Source organism: Candidatus Nanopelagicales bacterium, from assembly GCA_041393815.1.
Lineage (GTDB): Bacteria > Actinomycetota > Actinomycetes > S36-B12 > JAWKJK01 > JAWKJK01.
Genome location: JAWKJK010000002.1, coordinates 876,200 through 891,596 on the forward strand (window position 1 = coordinate 876,200; position 15,397 = coordinate 891,596).

The window sequence follows — 15,397 nt, forward strand, 5'->3', positions numbered from 1 at the left end:
GTGCGCACAGAGCCTGCCGTCGACCGGCTGCCCGGCGCCCTGGGTACGTCGCCGCCGGGCACCGGGCTGCTCCCCGGTGCCGACTTCGTCCCGGCCGCCGAGCTCGCGACGCACCGGCAGGAACTGTGGGGCCGCCAGCGGGAGAAGGTGGCGGCGACGTCGCCGTTCCTGCGGGAGGCCTGGGCCGGGGTGGACCCGCCCGAGCGGCTGGACGACCTGCCGCTGCTGCCGATGGTGGACAAGTCCGCGCTGCGGGCGGACCAGCGCGAGCACGGCCCGTTCGGCCGCTACCTCGCCGCCGAGCCCACCGTGGTGGCCCGGGTGCACCGCACCGGCGGCACGACCGGCGAGGCCATGAACCTCGCCCTGTCCGCGGCGGACGCCGCCCAGACCGCGATCGTCGGCGGCCGGGCGCAGCACGCGTCCGGCCTCGGCCCCGGTCACCGGGTCGTGCACTGCCTCAACTACATGCTCTGGATGGGCGGCTACACCGACCATGCGTCGCTGGAGGCGACGGGGGCCACCGTGGTCCCCTTCGGCGTCGGGGGCACCGAGCTGCTGGTCCGCACCATCCGCGAGCTCGCCATCACCGCGATCTCCTGCACGCCGTCGTACCCCGCGGTCCTCGAGCAGGTCGTGCACGACGCGTTCCCCGGGCTGCGGCCGCGGGACCTCGGCCTGCGGCTGGGGCTCTTCGGCGGAGAGGCCGGGCTGGACGACTCCGCGTTCCGTGCCCGGCTCGAGCGGACCTGGGGCTTCGCCGTGCGCAACTCCAACTACGGAGTCACCGACGTCATCTGCAACACGGCCGGGCAGTGCACCCACCAGGACGACCTGCACCTGGTCGGGCTGGACGTGCTGCACGCCGAGCTGGTCGACCCCGACGACGGCGCGGTGCTGCCGTGGGAGGCCGGAACGACGGGGGAGCTGGTGCTGACCCACCTGGCCCGCGAGTGCCAGCCGCTGGTGCGATTCCGGACCGGCGACGTCGTCGTGCTCACGTCGACCGAGCCCTGCGCGTGCGGGCGCACGGCGCCGCGGCTGCGGGTCGTCGGGCGCAGCGACGACATGGTGGTGATCCGGGGGGTGAACGTGTTCCCGAGCTCCGTGACCGCGGTCGTCAACGCGGTGGCGCACACGTCGGGGGAGTACCGGATCCGGCTGGTGGGTCCGCCGCCATACGACCGGCTCCCGCTGGAGGTCGAGCTGTCACGTGACGCCGGCGCGGGCACGGCGGACCTGGCGGCGGCCATCGCCGCCGAGGTGGGGGAGCTGGCCAAGCGGGACCTGCGGGTCACCGCGGCCGTGACGGTGGTGGCGCACGGGACGCTGCCGCGCAGCGAGGGCAAGACCCGACGGGTGGTGCGTGAGCCATGACGGAATCCCCGGCCCCGGTGGTGCTGTCGGAGCGGAGCGGCGCGGTGCGGACCATCACGCTCAACCGTCCGGAGCGGCTCAACGCCATCACCCCGCAGCTGGTCGACGCGCTCGTTGCCGCGCTGACCGAGGCGGACGGCGACCCGGAGACCCGCGCCGTCGTGCTCACCGGCGCCGGGCGAGCGTTCTGCGCGGGTGACGACCTGAAGGACCTCGACGCCCAGGTGGGCGACGAGGAGCAGGTGCGGGCCTACGTCGAGACGATCCAGGACGTCACCCGGGCACTGCTGGGGTCCCGGCTGGTGGTGGTGGCGGCGGTCCGCGGCTGGGCCGTCGGCGGCGGCCTGGAGTGGGTGCTCAACTGCGACCTGGTGGTCTGGGGCGACCGGGCCCGGGGGTTCTTCCCCGAGCTGGGGCTCGGGCTGTTCCCGACCGGCGCTGCCACGCTGCTGCTGCCGCGGCTGGTCGGCCTGCCCCGGGCGGCCCGGCTGCTCCTGCTCGGCGAGCGGATCGACGCGGAGCGGGCGGAGCGGTGGGGGCTGGCCAGCGAGGTCGTGCCCGAGGACGAGGTGCCGGCCCGCGCCGCGCGGATCGCCGAGGCGGTCGCCGGGCTGCCGCCGGGCCGGGTGGCGGACCTCAAGCACGCGCTGGTGCGTGCCCCGTACGCCGACCCCGCGGCGGCGATGGCGTGGGAGACCGAGGCGACGGTGCGCGGGTTCCTCGACCCGGACACGCCCGGCCGCGCCGCTCGCTGAGACACGACCCGCCAGCAGCACGTGGGCGGGACACGCCGTGGTAGTTCGCACAATGATCCGCAGAGCGGATCGTCTGCCCGAGGATGGGGGACGTGGTGACTGAGTCTGCGTCGACAGCCCGGCCGGGGCTGGTCCCGGTCGCAGTGACGGCCGTGCTGTCGCTGCCGCTGGGGCTGGGCGTGCTGTTCCTGGTCCAGGGCGGCATCGCCGCGGTCTGGGAGCGTTCCGAGGACCAGCCCCTCCCGGCCTGGTACGTCCTGGCCGTCCCCGTGGTGGCGGCGCTGCTCGTCTACGCCGTCCGCCGGCTACTGGGTGACGACGGGCACTCGCCGCTGGGGGGCATCAAGGTCGCGGCGCTGACGCCCCAGCAGTACGTCAACGTGATCCTGGCCATCCTGCTCACCCTCCTCGGCGGCCTCGTCCTGGGCCCCGAGGTCGCGATGGTCTCCACGGGCGGGGTGACCGGGGTCGTGGTCGCGCGGCTGGCCCACAGCGAGGCCACCGAGAAGCTGGCCATGGTGGGCGCGCTCGCCGCCCTGCTCGCGCTGTTCGTCGCCCCCGTGCTGACCGGGTCGGTGGCCGTGGAGCCCGCCCAGCAGACCCTGACCTGGTCCGGCCTGCTGGTGGCCGTACCGGCGGCGGCCGCCGCGACCCTCGCGGTCCAGCTGTCCCGCGCGGGCGGCTGGCTGCTGCTGCGGGCCGCCGGGGCCGGGCCGAGCCTGTGGGCGCTGGTCCTGACCGCGCTCGTCGTCGGCGGCGCCGCGCTGGCGATGCGGGCCGCCACCGGGGCCGACGTGATGTTCGTGGTCACCTCCGGGGAGGGCCAGATCCGCGCGCTCGCGCAGGAGACGTCGGTGGCGACCGTGCTCGCCGTGCTCGTCGCCAAGGTCGTGGCGTACGGCTTCTCGCTGGGTGCGGGGTTCCGCGGCGGCCCCTTCTTCCCGGCCATGTTCGTGGGGGCGGCGGCCGGGATCGCCACCGCGCTGGCGATCCCCGGCGGCCTGCCCGTGGGCGCCGCCGCGGTGACCGGCGTCGTGGCGGCCACGGTCGCGACCGCCCCGATGGGGTGGCGCACCGTGGTGATCCTGGGCGCGGTGATCGGCTTCGCGTTCGGCTCGTGGCCGCTGGTGCCGGTCGCGCTGGTCGGGGCGGTGATCGCCCGGCTTCTGCCCCGGTGGGGCGACCTCCCAGCGACGTCCGACGCGCCGGCCTCACCGGGCGGCACCGACGACCCCGGCTCCGGGTCCCCGGCGGGACCGGCCGGGCCGACCACCGCGAAGGGCACCGGATGAGCCTGGTCCGTACCGAGCGCGACGGGGCCGTCGCCGTCCTCACGATGACGAACGGGGCCCGGCTCAACGCGCTCGGCTCCGCGCTGATCGCCGACCTCCTCGCCGCCCTCGACGGCGCCGAGGAGGACGGCGTGCGGGCCCTCGTCCTTCGTGCCGAGCCGGGCGTGACGACCTGGTCGGCCGGTCATGACATCGAGGAGCTGCCCACCGACGGCCGCGACCCGCTGATGTGGACCAACCCGCTGGAGATGCTGCTGCGCCGGGTGCGGGACGTCCCGTACGCCGTGATCGCCGCCGTCGAGGGCGGCGTGTGGGGCGGCGCGTGCGATCTGGCCATCACCTGCGACCTGGTCGTGGCCGTGCGTACCGCCACCTTCGCGATCACCCCGGCCAAGCTCGGGGTCCCGTACAACACCGCCGGCGTCGCCCACTTCCTCGGCGCGCTTCCGCTGCACCGGGTGAAGGAGATGTTCTTCACCGGGAACCCGATCACGGCGGACACCGCGTACCAGTTCGGGCTGGTCAACCGCCTCGTCGGGGACGAGGTGGAGATGGCGGGGGAGGCGCTCGCGCTCGCGCGGGTGGTCGCCGAGCGGGCGCCGCTGGTCATTCGCAGCACGAAGGCGGAGTTCACGGCCCTGACCGACGCCAGCCCGATGACGGCGGAGATCTTCGAGCGGCTGACGTCGCTGCGGCGGGACGCCTGGCGCAGCGAGGACTTCCAGGAGGGGATCCGCGCGTTCCACGAGCGCCGCGCCCCCCGCTTCACCGGCCGCTGACCCCCGGCGCCGATACCTCGCGCCGCAGCCCTGCTCGACCCACTGGTGGAACCTTGGACCGGCCCTGCGGCCGGGATGGCGGGACGAGCGTTCCACCTGGGGTGACGGGTGGGGTGGGTGTGTCGGGAGGGGGCGCGCGGGTCCGCGGAGGGGGCGCGCGGGGTCCGCGGAGGGGGTTCAGGAGTGTCGCGCGAGCCCCGGCTCGACGCACTGGTGGAACCGTGTGCCAGTCCGTCGGGCGGAATGGCGGGACCTGCGTTCCACCGGGGGTGACGGGTGGGGCGGGTGCGTCACGTGGCCCGAGGGGGCGGTCCTGGGGCGGGGGCCGTCAGGTGCTCGACTCGTCGTCCACGGTCAGCTCGGTCTCCCCGGTCGTCAGCTCCGCGTCGTCGGTGTCGTCGAGCTGGCCACCGAGGCGCTCCAGCGGCGGCAGGTCGTCCACCGCCATCGCGGAGTCCGGGACCGGCACGCCGTCCGCGTCGGTCTCCGTGGCCTCGTACTCGCGGTCCTGCTCGGCGTCGAGCCGCCGGCGCGCGGCGGCCGCCTGCTCCTCGGTCAGCCCCGGGGGCGGGTCCTGCAGCGACATGGTGCGCTCCTCGGTCGGGGGCGTACGGGCCGGGGAACGACGCGGCCCGGGGCCGATGCTACGGACCCGGGCCGCAGGAGTCGCTGCGTCAGCGCCGGCCGATCGCCCGACGGACGACCTCGCTCAGCGCTCGCCCTCGGGGGCGGTGGCCGGGGTCTCCCGCAGCCGGTGCGTCTCGTCGATGATCTCCGCCGCGCGGTCGCGCAGCGCGCCGGAGTGGGCCTCGAAGTGGTGGGCGCAGAAGAGGAGTTCCGAGCCACTCACCAGGACGACGCGGACGTAGGCCTGGGCGCCGCAGCGGTCGCAGCGGTCGGCGGCGGTGAGTGACGTGGCGGGCGCCAGCGTCGCGGCCATCGGGCACCTCCTCATGTGCTCTCGACTCGGGTCAACAGTCTGGCACCCGTCCGGGCTTCCCGCCCTCGCGCATTCGGTCGGTTCGCCCACGGCGGACAGCCCGTCCTGCCCGGGTCTGACGGCCCTGACCTGCGGATACGTTCCGCGCCGACACGACGTACGGGAACGTGACGCCCGTCACACCCCGGGCGTGTCGGCCCGCGCGACCATCCCCCGCGCGCCCTCGACGGCGGCGTCGGACCGCGGCGTTAGCCTGTCCGCGCACGCCCCGTCGGGTGCCGCCCGCGCCCCACGTCCCCCGCCGAGCCCCGGCTCGCGCCGACCCACCGGAGCCCCGCACCGTGACCGCCGAGCCGACCGAGCCGCCCGCCCCCACGCCGGCACCCCGCCGGTCCCGCGCCGGCTCCTCCGGACGGGGCCGGTCGGCCGACGCCTCCGGCTACTCCGCCCGGCACCTGGCCGTGCTCGAGGGGCTCGAGGCGGTCCGCAAGCGCCCGGGTATGTACATCGGGTCCAACGACGGCCGCGGGCTGATGCACTGCCTGTGGGAGATCCTCGACAACGGCGTCGACGAGGCGCTGGCCGGGCACTGCACTCGGATCGAGGTGGACCTGTTCGCGGACGGGTCGGTCCAGGTGTCCGACAACGGCCGGGGGATCCCGGTCGACGTGGAGCCCAAGACCCGGTTGACCGGGGTCGAGGTCGTCATGACCAAGCTGCACGCGGGAGGCAAGTTCGGGGGCGGCTCCTACACCGCCTCGGGTGGCCTGCACGGCGTGGGCGCGAGCGTGGTCAACGCGCTGTCTGCGCGGCTCGACGTCGAGGTCGACCGCGGCGGCAAGGTCCACACGATGTCCTTCCGCCGCGGCGTGCCGGGGCTGTTCGACGGCGACGGGCCCGATGCGGGCTTCTCCCGCAAGGGCGGTCTGCAGGTGGTCGGCCGGTGCTCGCGGACCAAGACCGGCACCCGGGTGCGCTGGTGGGCCGACCGTCAGGTGTTCACCCCCGACGCGGGCTACGACGTGCAGGCCCTGCGCGAGCGGGCCCGGCAGACGACGTTCCTCGTCCCCGGTCTGCTCATCGTCATCCGCGACGCGCGCGACCCCGGTGACGTGGTGGAGGAGTCGTTCCGGCACACCGGCGGCATCACCGAGTACGTCGAGCACCTCGCCGACGGCGAGCCGGTCACCGGCGTGATCCGGCTGCAGGGCCAGGGCCACTTCCGCGAGACGGTCCCGGTGCTCGACGACAAGGGCCACATGAGCGCGCAGGAGGTCGAGCGCGACCTCGGCGTCGACGTGGCGCTGCGCTGGACGTCCGGCTACGACACCGACGTCCGCTCGTTCGTCAACATCATCGCCACGCCCAAGGGGGGCACCCACGTGGCGGGGTTCGAGCGCGCGATCGTCAAGGTGTTCAACGACCAGTTGCGCGCCGCCAAGGTGCTCAAGGCCAGCGAGGACAACGTCGGCAAGGACGACGTGCTCGAGGGCCTGACCGGCGTGGTCACCGTACGGGTGGCCGAGCCGCAGTTCGAGGGGCAGACCAAGGAGGTCCTCGGCACCCCGGCGGCCTCGCGGATCGTCGCCCACGTGGTCACGAAGGAGCTGACCTCCTGGCTCACCTCGCCGCCCCGGGGCGAGAAGGCGAGCGCCCGCGGGGTGCTGGAGAAGGTCGCCAACGCGATGCGGGCCCGGGTCGCGGCGCGGCACCACCGCGACGTGCAACGGCGCAAGACCGCGCTGGAGTCGTCGTCCCTGCCGGCCAAGCTGGTGGACTGCCGCAGCGACGACGTGGAGCGCACCGAGCTGTTCATCGTGGAGGGCGACAGTGCGCTCGGCACCGCGAAGCTGGCGCGCAACGCCGAGTTCCAGGCGCTGCTGCCCATTCGCGGGAAGATCCTCAACGTGCAGAAGGCCTCCGTGGCCGACATGCTCAAGAACGCCGAGTGTGCCTCGATCATCCAGGTGATCGGCGCCGGTTCGGGCCGCACGTTCGACCTCGACCAGGTGCGCTACCAGAAGATCATCCTGATGAGCGACGCCGACGTGGACGGCGCGCACATCCGGACCCTGCTGCTCACGCTGATCCACCGCTACATGCGGCCCCTGCTCGACGACGGCCGGGTGTTCGCCGCCGTGCCGCCGCTGCACCGGATCGAGGTCGTCACCGGGGGCGGCAAGAAGAACGACGTCCGCTACACCTACTCCGATGCCGAGATGCGGGCGGTGACCGCGGACCTGGCCAAGCGGGGCAAGCGGGTCAAGGAGCCGGTCCAGCGCTACAAGGGGCTCGGCGAGATGGACGCGGTCCAGCTGCGCGAGACCACCATGGACCCGGCCCACCGCACCTTGCGCCGGATCCGGGTGAGCGACGCCGAGGCCGCGGCCGAGGTCTTCGACCTGCTCATGGGCACCGACGTGGCTCCCCGCAAGGAGTTCATCGTCGACGGCGCCTCCGGACTGGACCGCTCCCGCATCGACGTGTGACACGCCGAGAGCCCCGCCGCCGGCTGGGTCCGGGCAGCGGGGCTCTCGGCGCGCGTTCCTTGGGGTCAGCGTTCCTTGGGGTCGCGGTCCTTGAGGTCAGCGTTCCTTGAGGTCAGCGTGCGCCTGGTGCGGGGCAGGAGGCGGCGGCACCGGGCAGCCGGTGGCGCTGGCGGTAGACCGTCGGCCCGACGGCCCGCAGCACCGACCGCACCCCGGGAGCGAGCATCAGCCGGCCGACCGCGGATGCCGGTCCCCGTGCGGAGCGGAACACCTCCGCCATCGCCAGCGGGCCGACCACGTGGCTGCCGTCGGTCCGGACCAGGACCGGGCCCTCAGCCAGCTCGGCGTCGCTGACCCCGAGAGCGGCGGCGTCGACCTGCTGGAACGGCCGCAGGTCGACCGGCGGGTCGAGGCGCCGGCGGATCCGGGCCACCCCGTGGTCGCAGACGCCGCAGTCGCCGTCGTACAGCAGCGTCGGGCGGCGGGGTGTCGTCACGCGCGGCCGATCGCGGCGTAGACGTCGTCCTCGCTGACCTGCTTGGTGCAGAAGAACCAGTCCTCGCAGGTGACGCCCTCCTCCTTGCCATCCACCCGGTCCTTCGCGGTGCCGCAGGAGCCGGCAGGAGGCACGATGACCGGGTCACCGGGACGCCAGTCGGCGGGCGTCGCGACGGACAGGGCGTCCGCGGCCTGCAGGGCGACGATGACGCGCTTGAGCTCGTCGAAGTTGCGGCCCAGGCTCAGCGGGTAGTAGATGATCGTGCGGATCGTTCCCTGGGGGTCGATGACGAACACCGCGCGCACGGCCTTGGTGGAGTCCTCGCCGGGCATGATCATCCCGTACAGCCGAGCGACGTCCATCGTGATGTCCTCGATCAGCGGGAACGTCACCTCGACGTCCTTCATCCCGTTGAACTCGATCTTCTCCTTGATCGTGCGCAGCCAGGCGATGTGGCTGTAGAGGCCGTCGACCGACAGCCCGACCAGCTTGGTGTTGAGCTCGGCGAACTCGTCCTGCATGGTCGCGAACGTCATGAACTCGGTCGTGCAGACCGGGGTGAAGTCCGCGGGGTGGCTGAAGAGGATGACCCAGCTGCCGGCGAAGTCGGACGGGAAGCTGATCTGGCCCTGAGTCGTGACCGCGGTGAACGCGGGGGCGGGGTCACCGATGCGGGGCATGCTGGTGACGACGGGGGCGGCGGTCTCACTCACGGTGTTCTCCTCCGGGGTTGGGTAGCGGTCGGTCAGGGGGTGCCGCGGTGGCACTCGGGGCAGGTGCCCCAGAAGACGATCTCCGCCTCGATCCCGGTGAAGCCGTGCAGGCGCGGCGGGACGAGGCACTCCTCGCGGTCGTGGTCGCAGATGACGTCGAGCACCACTCCGCAGGAGCGGCAGATCAGGTGGTGGTGGTTCTCGATGCGGGCCAGCTCGTACAGCGCGGGGTGCCCGGCGGGCTCGATGCGGTGGACCAGACCCGCCGCCACGAGGTCCGCCAGCACGTTGTAGACGCCCTGCAGGGACGCCGTGCCGGTGCGGTCGCGGACAGCGCCGAGCACCTCCTCGGTCGACAGGTGACTGCCGGCCTGCAGCGAGCTCAGCACCGCCACCCGCGGCCCGGTGACGCGCAACCCGCTCTCGCGCAGGCGTTCGGCGGGGTCGGGGATCACGGCCCTGACACTAGCACATATTGGAATGACTCAAAACAAGGAAATACTCCATGCTGACCGCTCGGTCAGCCGGCAGTGGGATGCGTCACGGCAGGGTCCGCCGACCGGCATCGCGGGTCTGCCCGGCCTAGCGTGGACACGGCCGGCACCGGCTGGCCCGGTTCGACCGGAGGAAGGCATGCCCGACAGCCCAGCTCACGAGGGACGTCCTGCACCCACCTACCCGATCGCGGACGCGGTGACCACCCAGGCCCGGACCGTCGTCCCCGACGGGGAGCCCAGCGAGAAGCCGTTCCCCTACGAGGTCTCCCGCTACGACGAGCTCGGCCTCGGCCGGTGGGTGTACGGCCCGGGGATCCCGGTCGAGACCCGCGACGACCTCGCGCCCTCCGGACGTCGCTCCGTCGTGGGTCGGCTGCTCAGTTTCTTCACCATGACCGACGTGCACATCACCGACGAGGAGACGCCGATCCAGGCCGTCGTCTTCGGCTACCGCGGCGGAGCCTCGTCCGCGTACTCCCCGGTGATGATGTACACGACCCAGGTGCTCGACGCTGCGGTGCAGACGATCAATGCGCTGCACGCCGACGAACCGTTCGACTTCGGGATCTGCCTCGGTGATGCCGCGAACAACACGCAGCTCAACGAGCTGCGCTGGTTCATCGACGTCCTGGACGGGCACCCGATCGATCCGACCTCCGGCGACCACCCGGACGGCGAGCAGCGCCCCGACTACCAGGTGCCGTTCCAGCCGGCCGGGCTCGACCCCGAGATCCCCTGGTACCAGTCGATGGGCAACCACGACCATCTGTGGATCGGGACGCTGCCCGTGACCGACTACCTCCGGTCGTTCTACGAGGGCACGGCCATCCTCGATCTGGGGGACATCTTCACCGACCCGCGCGGGGTCGACAGCCGCGGGTTCTACACCGGTGCACTGGACGGACGAACACCCCTCGGAGACGTGGTCGGAGCCGGTCCGGTGAGCGCGTTCCCGGAGCACCCGCAGGTGCCCTCCGCGGACCCACGCCGTCGATCCCTGCGGTCGCGCGAGTGGATGCGTGAGTTCTTCACCACCACCTCGCAGCCGGTGGGGCACGGCTTCAGCCAGCAGAACATCGACGATGACGAGGCGTGCTACTCCTTCCAGCCCAGGGCCGACGTCCCTCTCACCGTTCTCGTGCTCGACGACACCCAGAGGGGCACCGAGCCCGACCGCGGTGGATTCGGGCACGGATACCTCGACCAGGCCCGGCTGGACTGGCTGGTCGGTGAGCTGGACCGCACCCGCGATGCCGGCGACGCGGTCGTGATCTGCTGTCACGTGCCGATCGGCGTGGAGAAGCCCGGGTCGTACATCGGCTGGTCGAGCGACGCCATCGTCTCCGAGGATGAGCTGGTGGCGACCTTGCACCGCTACCCGCACCTGCTCGCGTGGGTCGCGGGACACCGGCACGTCAACGCGGTGACGCCGTTCCCCTCGCCCGACCCGACGCGACCCGAGCTGGGGTTCTGGCAGGTGGAGACCTCGTCGCTGCGGGATTTCCCCCAGCAGGTCCGGCGGATCAGCATCGAGGTCAACGACGACAGCACCGTGTCGGTCGTGGCGGTCGACATCGACCCCGCCGTCTGCGAGGGGACCCCGGCGCACCGGTCGCGCGGGTACGCGGTGGCGGCGCAGCAGATCTTCGACAACCCCATCGGCCTGCTGCCCAGCGGCTCGACGAACGTGGAGCTCGTGACGCCCGTCCCGCCCCGGGTCGCCGACCGACTACGGGCCTGCCTGGCGGTCACCCGGTGACGCGCCCGGACCCGGGGCCGTCGCTCCCGGGGGGCGAGATCGATGACACCGGGCCCTTCGGGGCATGGCTCGAGGGCGTCCGCTCGGCGTTGCGGGGGGATTCCGAAGCCGACGTCCCGTGCGGCACCTGCACGGCCTGCTGCCGGGCCGGGCAGTTCGTCCACATCGGGCCGGACGAGGCCGACGCCCTGGCCCGCATCCCGGGCGAGCTGTTGTTCCCGGCGCCCGGGCTGCCCCCCGGCCACGTGCTCCTCGGGTACGACGAGCAGGGCCGCTGCCCGATGCTGGCCGAGGACGGCTGCAGCATCTACGCCGACCGGCCGCGCACGTGCCGCAGCTACGACTGCCGAGTGCTCGTGGCGGCAGGCCCGAGAGCCAGTCGCGATGCGCCCGCACCGGTGGCCGAGCGGATCCGCCGGTGGCGGTTCGACGTCACCGACGACGAGGACCGGGTCCGGTTCGCGGCGGTGCGGTCAGCCGCGGAGTTCCTGGCGTCAGCGGACGCGCCCGACGACGTGGCCGTGCCGACGACGGGCCTGGGGCTGGCGCTCATGGCCCTCGCCGTGCACGAGGCGTTCCTGCAGGCCGGTCCCGACATGCGGCTCGTCCCGAGAACGCCGGCAGCTCATCAGGTGTGGCAGCTCGCGCGCCTCACACGTCGACCGGGTTGAGCCGGCCGGTGCGCACGTCGTAGACCGCCCCGGCGACCGTGACGTCGGGTGCCAGCAGCGGGAACGAGCGGACCCGGACGACGTCGGTGACCAGGGCGGACTCCTGGTCGTCGACGGTACGGAACTCGATGCTGCGCGTCTCCACGCCGTAGCGCTCGCGGATCGTCGCGTGGATCTCCGCCTCGGGCGCCGACGCCATCTTGCAGTCGGTGTGCGGGAGGATGAGAATCCGCCGGACGCCGAGCAGGAACGTGGCGAGGGCGAGCGTGCGCAGGACGTCGTCCGTCACCCGGGCTCCTGCGTTGCGCACGATCTTCACGTCCCCCGCGGACATGCCGAGCAGGCCGAGCGGGTCGATCCGGGAGTCGATGCAGGTGACGACGGCGAGGCCGCGAGCGGCCCGGCCACCGAGCTCGGAGGCCTGGAACGCGTCCGCGTAGGCGGCGTTGGCCGCCAGCACGTCGCGGAACTCGTCGGCGGGGAACGGATGGCGTTCTGCGGTCCTCGACAGCGGCACCCGCGCAGGCTATCCGGGTGCTAGCCGCCCGCCGCCGAGGGGGACGGCCTGCCCTCGCGCGCGTGCTCCAGCAGCAGCTCCCGCCAGGACCGCGCGGGAGGCGCCGGGGGTACGTCCACCTCGACCCAGCCGTCCTCACTCACCCGGCACTCGTAGGTCGCCAGGCCCGCGGACTCGCTGCCGTGCAGCGCCCCGGTCCGCAGGTCGTAGCGCCACCAGTGCAGCGGGCAGGTGACGCTGCCGTCCCGCACCACGCCGCCCGACAGCGACCCGGCCTTGTGCAGGCAGGCGTCGTCGACGGCGTACGGATGGCCGTCCACGATGGTGACCAGGACCGCGCGGCCACCGGACTCGACCTGGCGGCAGGTGCCCTCGGGCAGGTCTGCCGCGGGTGCGACCCGGACGCGCTGCGACTCGGGAGCCGGATCGGTCACGTGACGTCCGCCTGCCGGCCACCCGAGGGCGGCACCGGTCCGCGGACCTCCGCGTAGGAACGGCCGCCGATGCCCCAGTCGTCGGCCGACACCTCGTAGATCGCCACCCGGACCCGGTCCAGGGGGACGTCCAGGGCGGACACGACGGCGTCGCTGAGCTCACGGATCAGCGCGTGCTTCTGCTCCACGGTGCGGCCCTCCACCATGGTCACGGTGACCAGGGGCATCGCGTACCTCCTCGCGTGGTCGAGCGGGATCCGTTCAGCGGCAGGCGAACTCGACGGTGCCCAGCCGGTCGAACCGGGCCACCACGGTGTCCCCGGGGGCGACCGCCACGGCCTCGGTGAGCGCGCCTGCCATGACGACCATGCCGGCTGACAGGCCCCGGCCACGGGTCGCCAGGCGGCGGACCAGCCAGGCCACGGCGGCCGCCGGGTGCCCCATCACCGCGGCGCCCGCGGCGGTGGCGACCAGCCGCCCGTTGTGCTCCAGGGTGCAGCCGACCAGCCGCAGGTCGATGCCCGCCGGCTCGGTGGCCTGGCCGCCGAGGGTGAATCCGGCCGAGGACGAGTTGTCCGCGACCACGTCGGTGAGCGTGAACTTGTAGCCGGAGAACCTCGAGTCCAGCACGTCCACCGCCGGGAAGACCGCCGACGTGGCTGCGAGCACCTGGGCCGCGTTGACCTGCGGCCCGGCGAGGTCGCGGCCGAGCAGGAACGCGATCTCCGGCTCGACCCGCGGCTGGATGAACCGGTCGCACACCAGCGCCTCGCCGGTGTCGATCTGCATGTCGTCGGTGAGCCAGCCGTACAGCGGCTCGTCGACGTTCATCTGCCGCTGCTTCGCGACGCTGGTGAGTCCCAGCTTCGCCCCGACCACGACCGCGCCGTCGGCCACGCGGGCCGCCACGACGGAGTCTTGGATGCCGTAGGCCGTCGGCACGTCGAGCCCGGGGACGGCGTCGGTGATGGGGGCGATGCCCCGCCGGTCACGTGCTGCGGCCACCAGGGTCTGGGTGATCCCAGCGACGTCGATGCTGTCGGTGCCGATGTCGTCGGTGCCCGCCATGTCAGCCTCCCGCCTCGGACTCGACCGGCTCCACGTGGCCCAGCCACGCGGCCGGGCCCATCCGGTCCAGCGTCTCCGCGTCGTTGGCCGACTCGGCGTGCTTGCGCGCCAGCTCGACCGCGACGTCGATGATCATGTCCTCCTGGCCGCCGACCACCTTGCGGCGGCCGAGCTCCAGCAGGATCTCCGACTGCGGGACGCCGTAGCGCTGCGCTGCGCGCTCGGCGTGCAGCAGGAACGACCCGTAGACGCCGGCGTAGCCGAGGAGCAGGCCGGCCCGGTCGATCACCTGCTGGCGCGGCATGATCGGCCGGACCACCTCCTCGGCCACGTCCATCAGTCGCAGCGCGTCCACGCCGCTGTCGATGCCGTACTTGTCGCACACCGCGGCGAGGATCTCGGTGGGACAGTTGCCGGCACCAGCGCCGAGTCCGGCACTGGTGCCGTCCAGGTTGGCGGCGCCCTCCTCGTACGCGGCGATCGAGTTGGCCACCGCCATCGACAGGTTGTTGTGCGCGTGCACCCCGACGGGCACCTCCAGCCCGGCGGTGAGCGTGCCCACCCGACGACGGAAGTCCTCGGTGGTCATGGCCCCGGCGGAGTCGGCGATGTAGATCGCGTCCGCGCCGTACGACTGCATGAGCAGCGCCTGCTCCAGCAGCCCCTCGGGGGTGTTCATGTGGGCCATCATCAGGAAGCCGATGGCCTCCATCCCGAGCTTCTTCGCCAGCTTGATGTGCTGCTCGGTGATGTCGGCCTCGGTGCAGTGCACGGCGATCCGGGCCACCTGCACGCCGATCTCGTGCACGTCCTTGAGGTCCTCGGCGATGCCGATGCCCGGGAGCAGCAGACAGGCGATCTTGGCGTTCTTGGCCTCCTCGACCGCGCGGGCGATGAGCACCTTCTCGTCGACGGCGGAGAAGCCGTAGTTGAACGAGGAGCCGCCCAGCCCGTCGCCGTGCGCGATCTCGATGACGGGGACACCGGCGGCGTCGAGGCCGTGGACGATCGCGATGACCTCGTCCTCGGTGTACTGGTGGGAGATCGCGTGCGACCCGTCGCGCAGCGTGGAGTCGATGAGTCGGAAGTCGGCGGTGCTCATGCGGGGACTCCAGCCTTGTGCTCGGCGATGGCCTCGCCGACGCGCTGTGCGGCGGCGGTCATGATGTCGAGGTTCCCGGCGAACGGCGGCAGGTAGTCGCCGGCCCCCTCGACCTCCAGCAGGACGACGACGCGGTGGGGGACCACCCCGCCGGGCGTGCGGTAGGGGCCCTCCTCGATGACCGGGGGGTTCTTCAGCCGGTAGCCGGGGACGTACTTGGCGACGTCCGCGGCCATGTCGAGGATCGACTGCACCACGGCGTCGTGGTCGGTGCCCTCCGGCAGCCCGGCGAACACGGTGTTGCGCATCAGGATCGGCGGTTCGGCCGGGTTGAGGATGATGATCGCCTTGCCGTGCCGGGCGCCTCCGATCTCCTCCAGCGCCTTCGACGTGGTCCGGGTGAACTCGTCGATGTTCTGCCGGGTGCCGGGTCCGGCCGACCGGGACGACACCGTCGACACCATCTCCGCGTACGGCACGTCGGTCACCCTCGACACGGCCGCGA

At 73.0% G+C, this 15,397-nt stretch carries 18 protein-coding genes; 7 read left to right on the plus strand and 11 right to left on the minus strand.

Annotation, left to right across the window (positions count from 1 at the left end):
• The 4 genes from R2737_09460 to scpB all read left to right on the plus strand — a co-directional run bounded on the left by R2737_09460 (position 1) and on the right by scpB (position 4,203).
• Positions 1–1,377 (plus strand): AMP-binding protein, encoded by a 1,377-nt coding sequence (locus R2737_09460; GenBank protein MEZ5116482.1) that lies wholly within the window; start codon positions 1–3, stop codon positions 1,375–1,377.
• Entirely contained in the window at positions 1,374–2,132 is a 759-nt protein-coding gene (locus R2737_09465; GenBank protein ID MEZ5116483.1) for an enoyl-CoA hydratase/isomerase family protein, read from the plus strand. Before R2737_09460 ends, R2737_09465 begins: the two co-directional genes overlap by 4 nt.
• Positions 2,133–2,224: 92 nt before the next feature.
• Entirely contained in the window at positions 2,225–3,424 is a 1,200-nt protein-coding gene (locus tag R2737_09470; protein MEZ5116484.1) for a chloride channel protein, read from the plus strand.
• Entirely contained in the window at positions 3,421–4,203 is a 783-nt protein-coding gene (scpB, locus tag R2737_09475) for a methylmalonyl-CoA decarboxylase (GenBank protein MEZ5116485.1), read from the plus strand. Before R2737_09470 ends, scpB begins: the two co-directional genes overlap by 4 nt.
• Positions 4,204–4,531: 328 nt before the next feature.
• Here scpB and R2737_09480 read toward each other — a convergent pair whose 3' ends face one another.
• Together R2737_09480 and R2737_09485 are read right to left on the minus strand one after the other, a co-directional pair.
• On the minus strand, positions 4,532–4,789 hold the full coding sequence (locus R2737_09480; GenBank protein ID MEZ5116486.1) for a hypothetical protein: 258 nt from the start codon (positions 4,787–4,789) through the stop codon (positions 4,532–4,534).
• Between the two features lie 123 nt (positions 4,790–4,912).
• Complete coding sequence (locus R2737_09485) at positions 4,913–5,143, minus strand: hypothetical protein (protein ID MEZ5116487.1); 231 nt, start codon at positions 5,141–5,143, stop codon at positions 4,913–4,915.
• 341 nt (positions 5,144–5,484) lie between these two features.
• Here R2737_09485 and R2737_09490 point away from each other — a divergent pair, with 341 nt between their 5' ends.
• The gene (locus tag R2737_09490) at positions 5,485–7,632 is read left to right on the plus strand and encodes a DNA topoisomerase IV subunit B (protein MEZ5116488.1); all 2,148 of its coding nucleotides are present in this window, start codon (positions 5,485–5,487) and stop codon (positions 7,630–7,632) included.
• A gap of 112 nt (positions 7,633–7,744) precedes the next feature.
• Here the strand turns inward: R2737_09490 and R2737_09495 are convergent, their stop codons facing one another.
• From R2737_09495 to R2737_09505, 3 genes are read right to left on the minus strand one after another with little or no spacing between them, the layout of a single operon-like run.
• The gene (locus R2737_09495; protein MEZ5116489.1) at positions 7,745–8,128 is read right to left on the minus strand and encodes a DCC1-like thiol-disulfide oxidoreductase family protein; all 384 of its coding nucleotides are present in this window, start codon (positions 8,126–8,128) and stop codon (positions 7,745–7,747) included.
• Positions 8,125–8,844 (minus strand): peroxiredoxin, encoded by a 720-nt coding sequence (locus R2737_09500; protein MEZ5116490.1) that lies wholly within the window; start codon positions 8,842–8,844, stop codon positions 8,125–8,127. Before R2737_09500 ends, R2737_09495 begins: the two co-directional genes overlap by 4 nt.
• A 32-nt stretch (positions 8,845–8,876) precedes the next feature.
• Positions 8,877–9,299 (minus strand): Fur family transcriptional regulator, encoded by a 423-nt coding sequence (locus R2737_09505; GenBank protein MEZ5116491.1) that lies wholly within the window; start codon positions 9,297–9,299, stop codon positions 8,877–8,879.
• Between the two features lie 178 nt (positions 9,300–9,477).
• On the opposite strand from R2737_09505, the gene R2737_09510 reads away from it, so the two are divergent.
• Both R2737_09510 and R2737_09515 read left to right on the plus strand, forming a co-directional pair.
• Complete coding sequence (locus R2737_09510; protein ID MEZ5116492.1) at positions 9,478–11,100, plus strand: TIGR03768 family metallophosphoesterase; 1,623 nt, start codon at positions 9,478–9,480, stop codon at positions 11,098–11,100.
• A complete protein-coding gene (locus R2737_09515; GenBank protein ID MEZ5116493.1) occupies positions 11,097–11,771 on the plus strand; it encodes a YkgJ family cysteine cluster protein in 675 nt (224 codons plus the stop codon). Before R2737_09510 ends, R2737_09515 begins: the two co-directional genes overlap by 4 nt.
• Here the strand turns inward: R2737_09515 and R2737_09520 are convergent.
• The 6 genes from R2737_09520 to R2737_09545 form a co-directional block, all read right to left on the minus strand.
• Positions 11,752–12,288: a carbonic anhydrase gene (locus R2737_09520; GenBank protein ID MEZ5116494.1), complete on the minus strand. Its 537-nt coding sequence runs from the start codon at positions 12,286–12,288 to the stop codon at positions 11,752–11,754. The genes R2737_09515 and R2737_09520 overlap by 20 nt on opposite strands.
• Positions 12,289–12,308: 20 nt before the next feature.
• Positions 12,309–12,722, minus strand: coding sequence for a Rieske (2Fe-2S) protein (locus R2737_09525; GenBank protein ID MEZ5116495.1), 414 nt, complete (start codon positions 12,720–12,722; stop codon positions 12,309–12,311).
• Positions 12,719–12,979, minus strand: a complete 261-nt coding sequence (locus tag R2737_09530; protein ID MEZ5116496.1) for a 2-hydroxymuconate tautomerase family protein — start codon at positions 12,977–12,979, stop codon at positions 12,719–12,721. Before R2737_09530 ends, R2737_09525 begins: the two co-directional genes overlap by 4 nt.
• Positions 12,980–12,983: 4 nt before the next feature.
• Positions 12,984–13,790 carry a fumarylacetoacetate hydrolase family protein gene (locus R2737_09535; GenBank protein ID MEZ5116497.1) on the minus strand — a complete coding sequence of 269 codons (807 nt, stop codon included), beginning with the start codon at positions 13,788–13,790 and terminating at the stop codon, positions 12,984–12,986.
• Between the two features lies 1 nt (position 13,791).
• The gene (dmpG, locus tag R2737_09540; protein ID MEZ5116498.1) at positions 13,792–14,892 is read right to left on the minus strand and encodes a 4-hydroxy-2-oxovalerate aldolase; all 1,101 of its coding nucleotides are present in this window, start codon (positions 14,890–14,892) and stop codon (positions 13,792–13,794) included.
• Positions 14,889–15,397, minus strand: a 509-nt coding sequence (locus tag R2737_09545; protein ID MEZ5116499.1) for an acetaldehyde dehydrogenase (acetylating), incomplete at its 5' end; no start/stop codon positions are given. The genes dmpG and R2737_09545, both read right to left, overlap by 4 nt.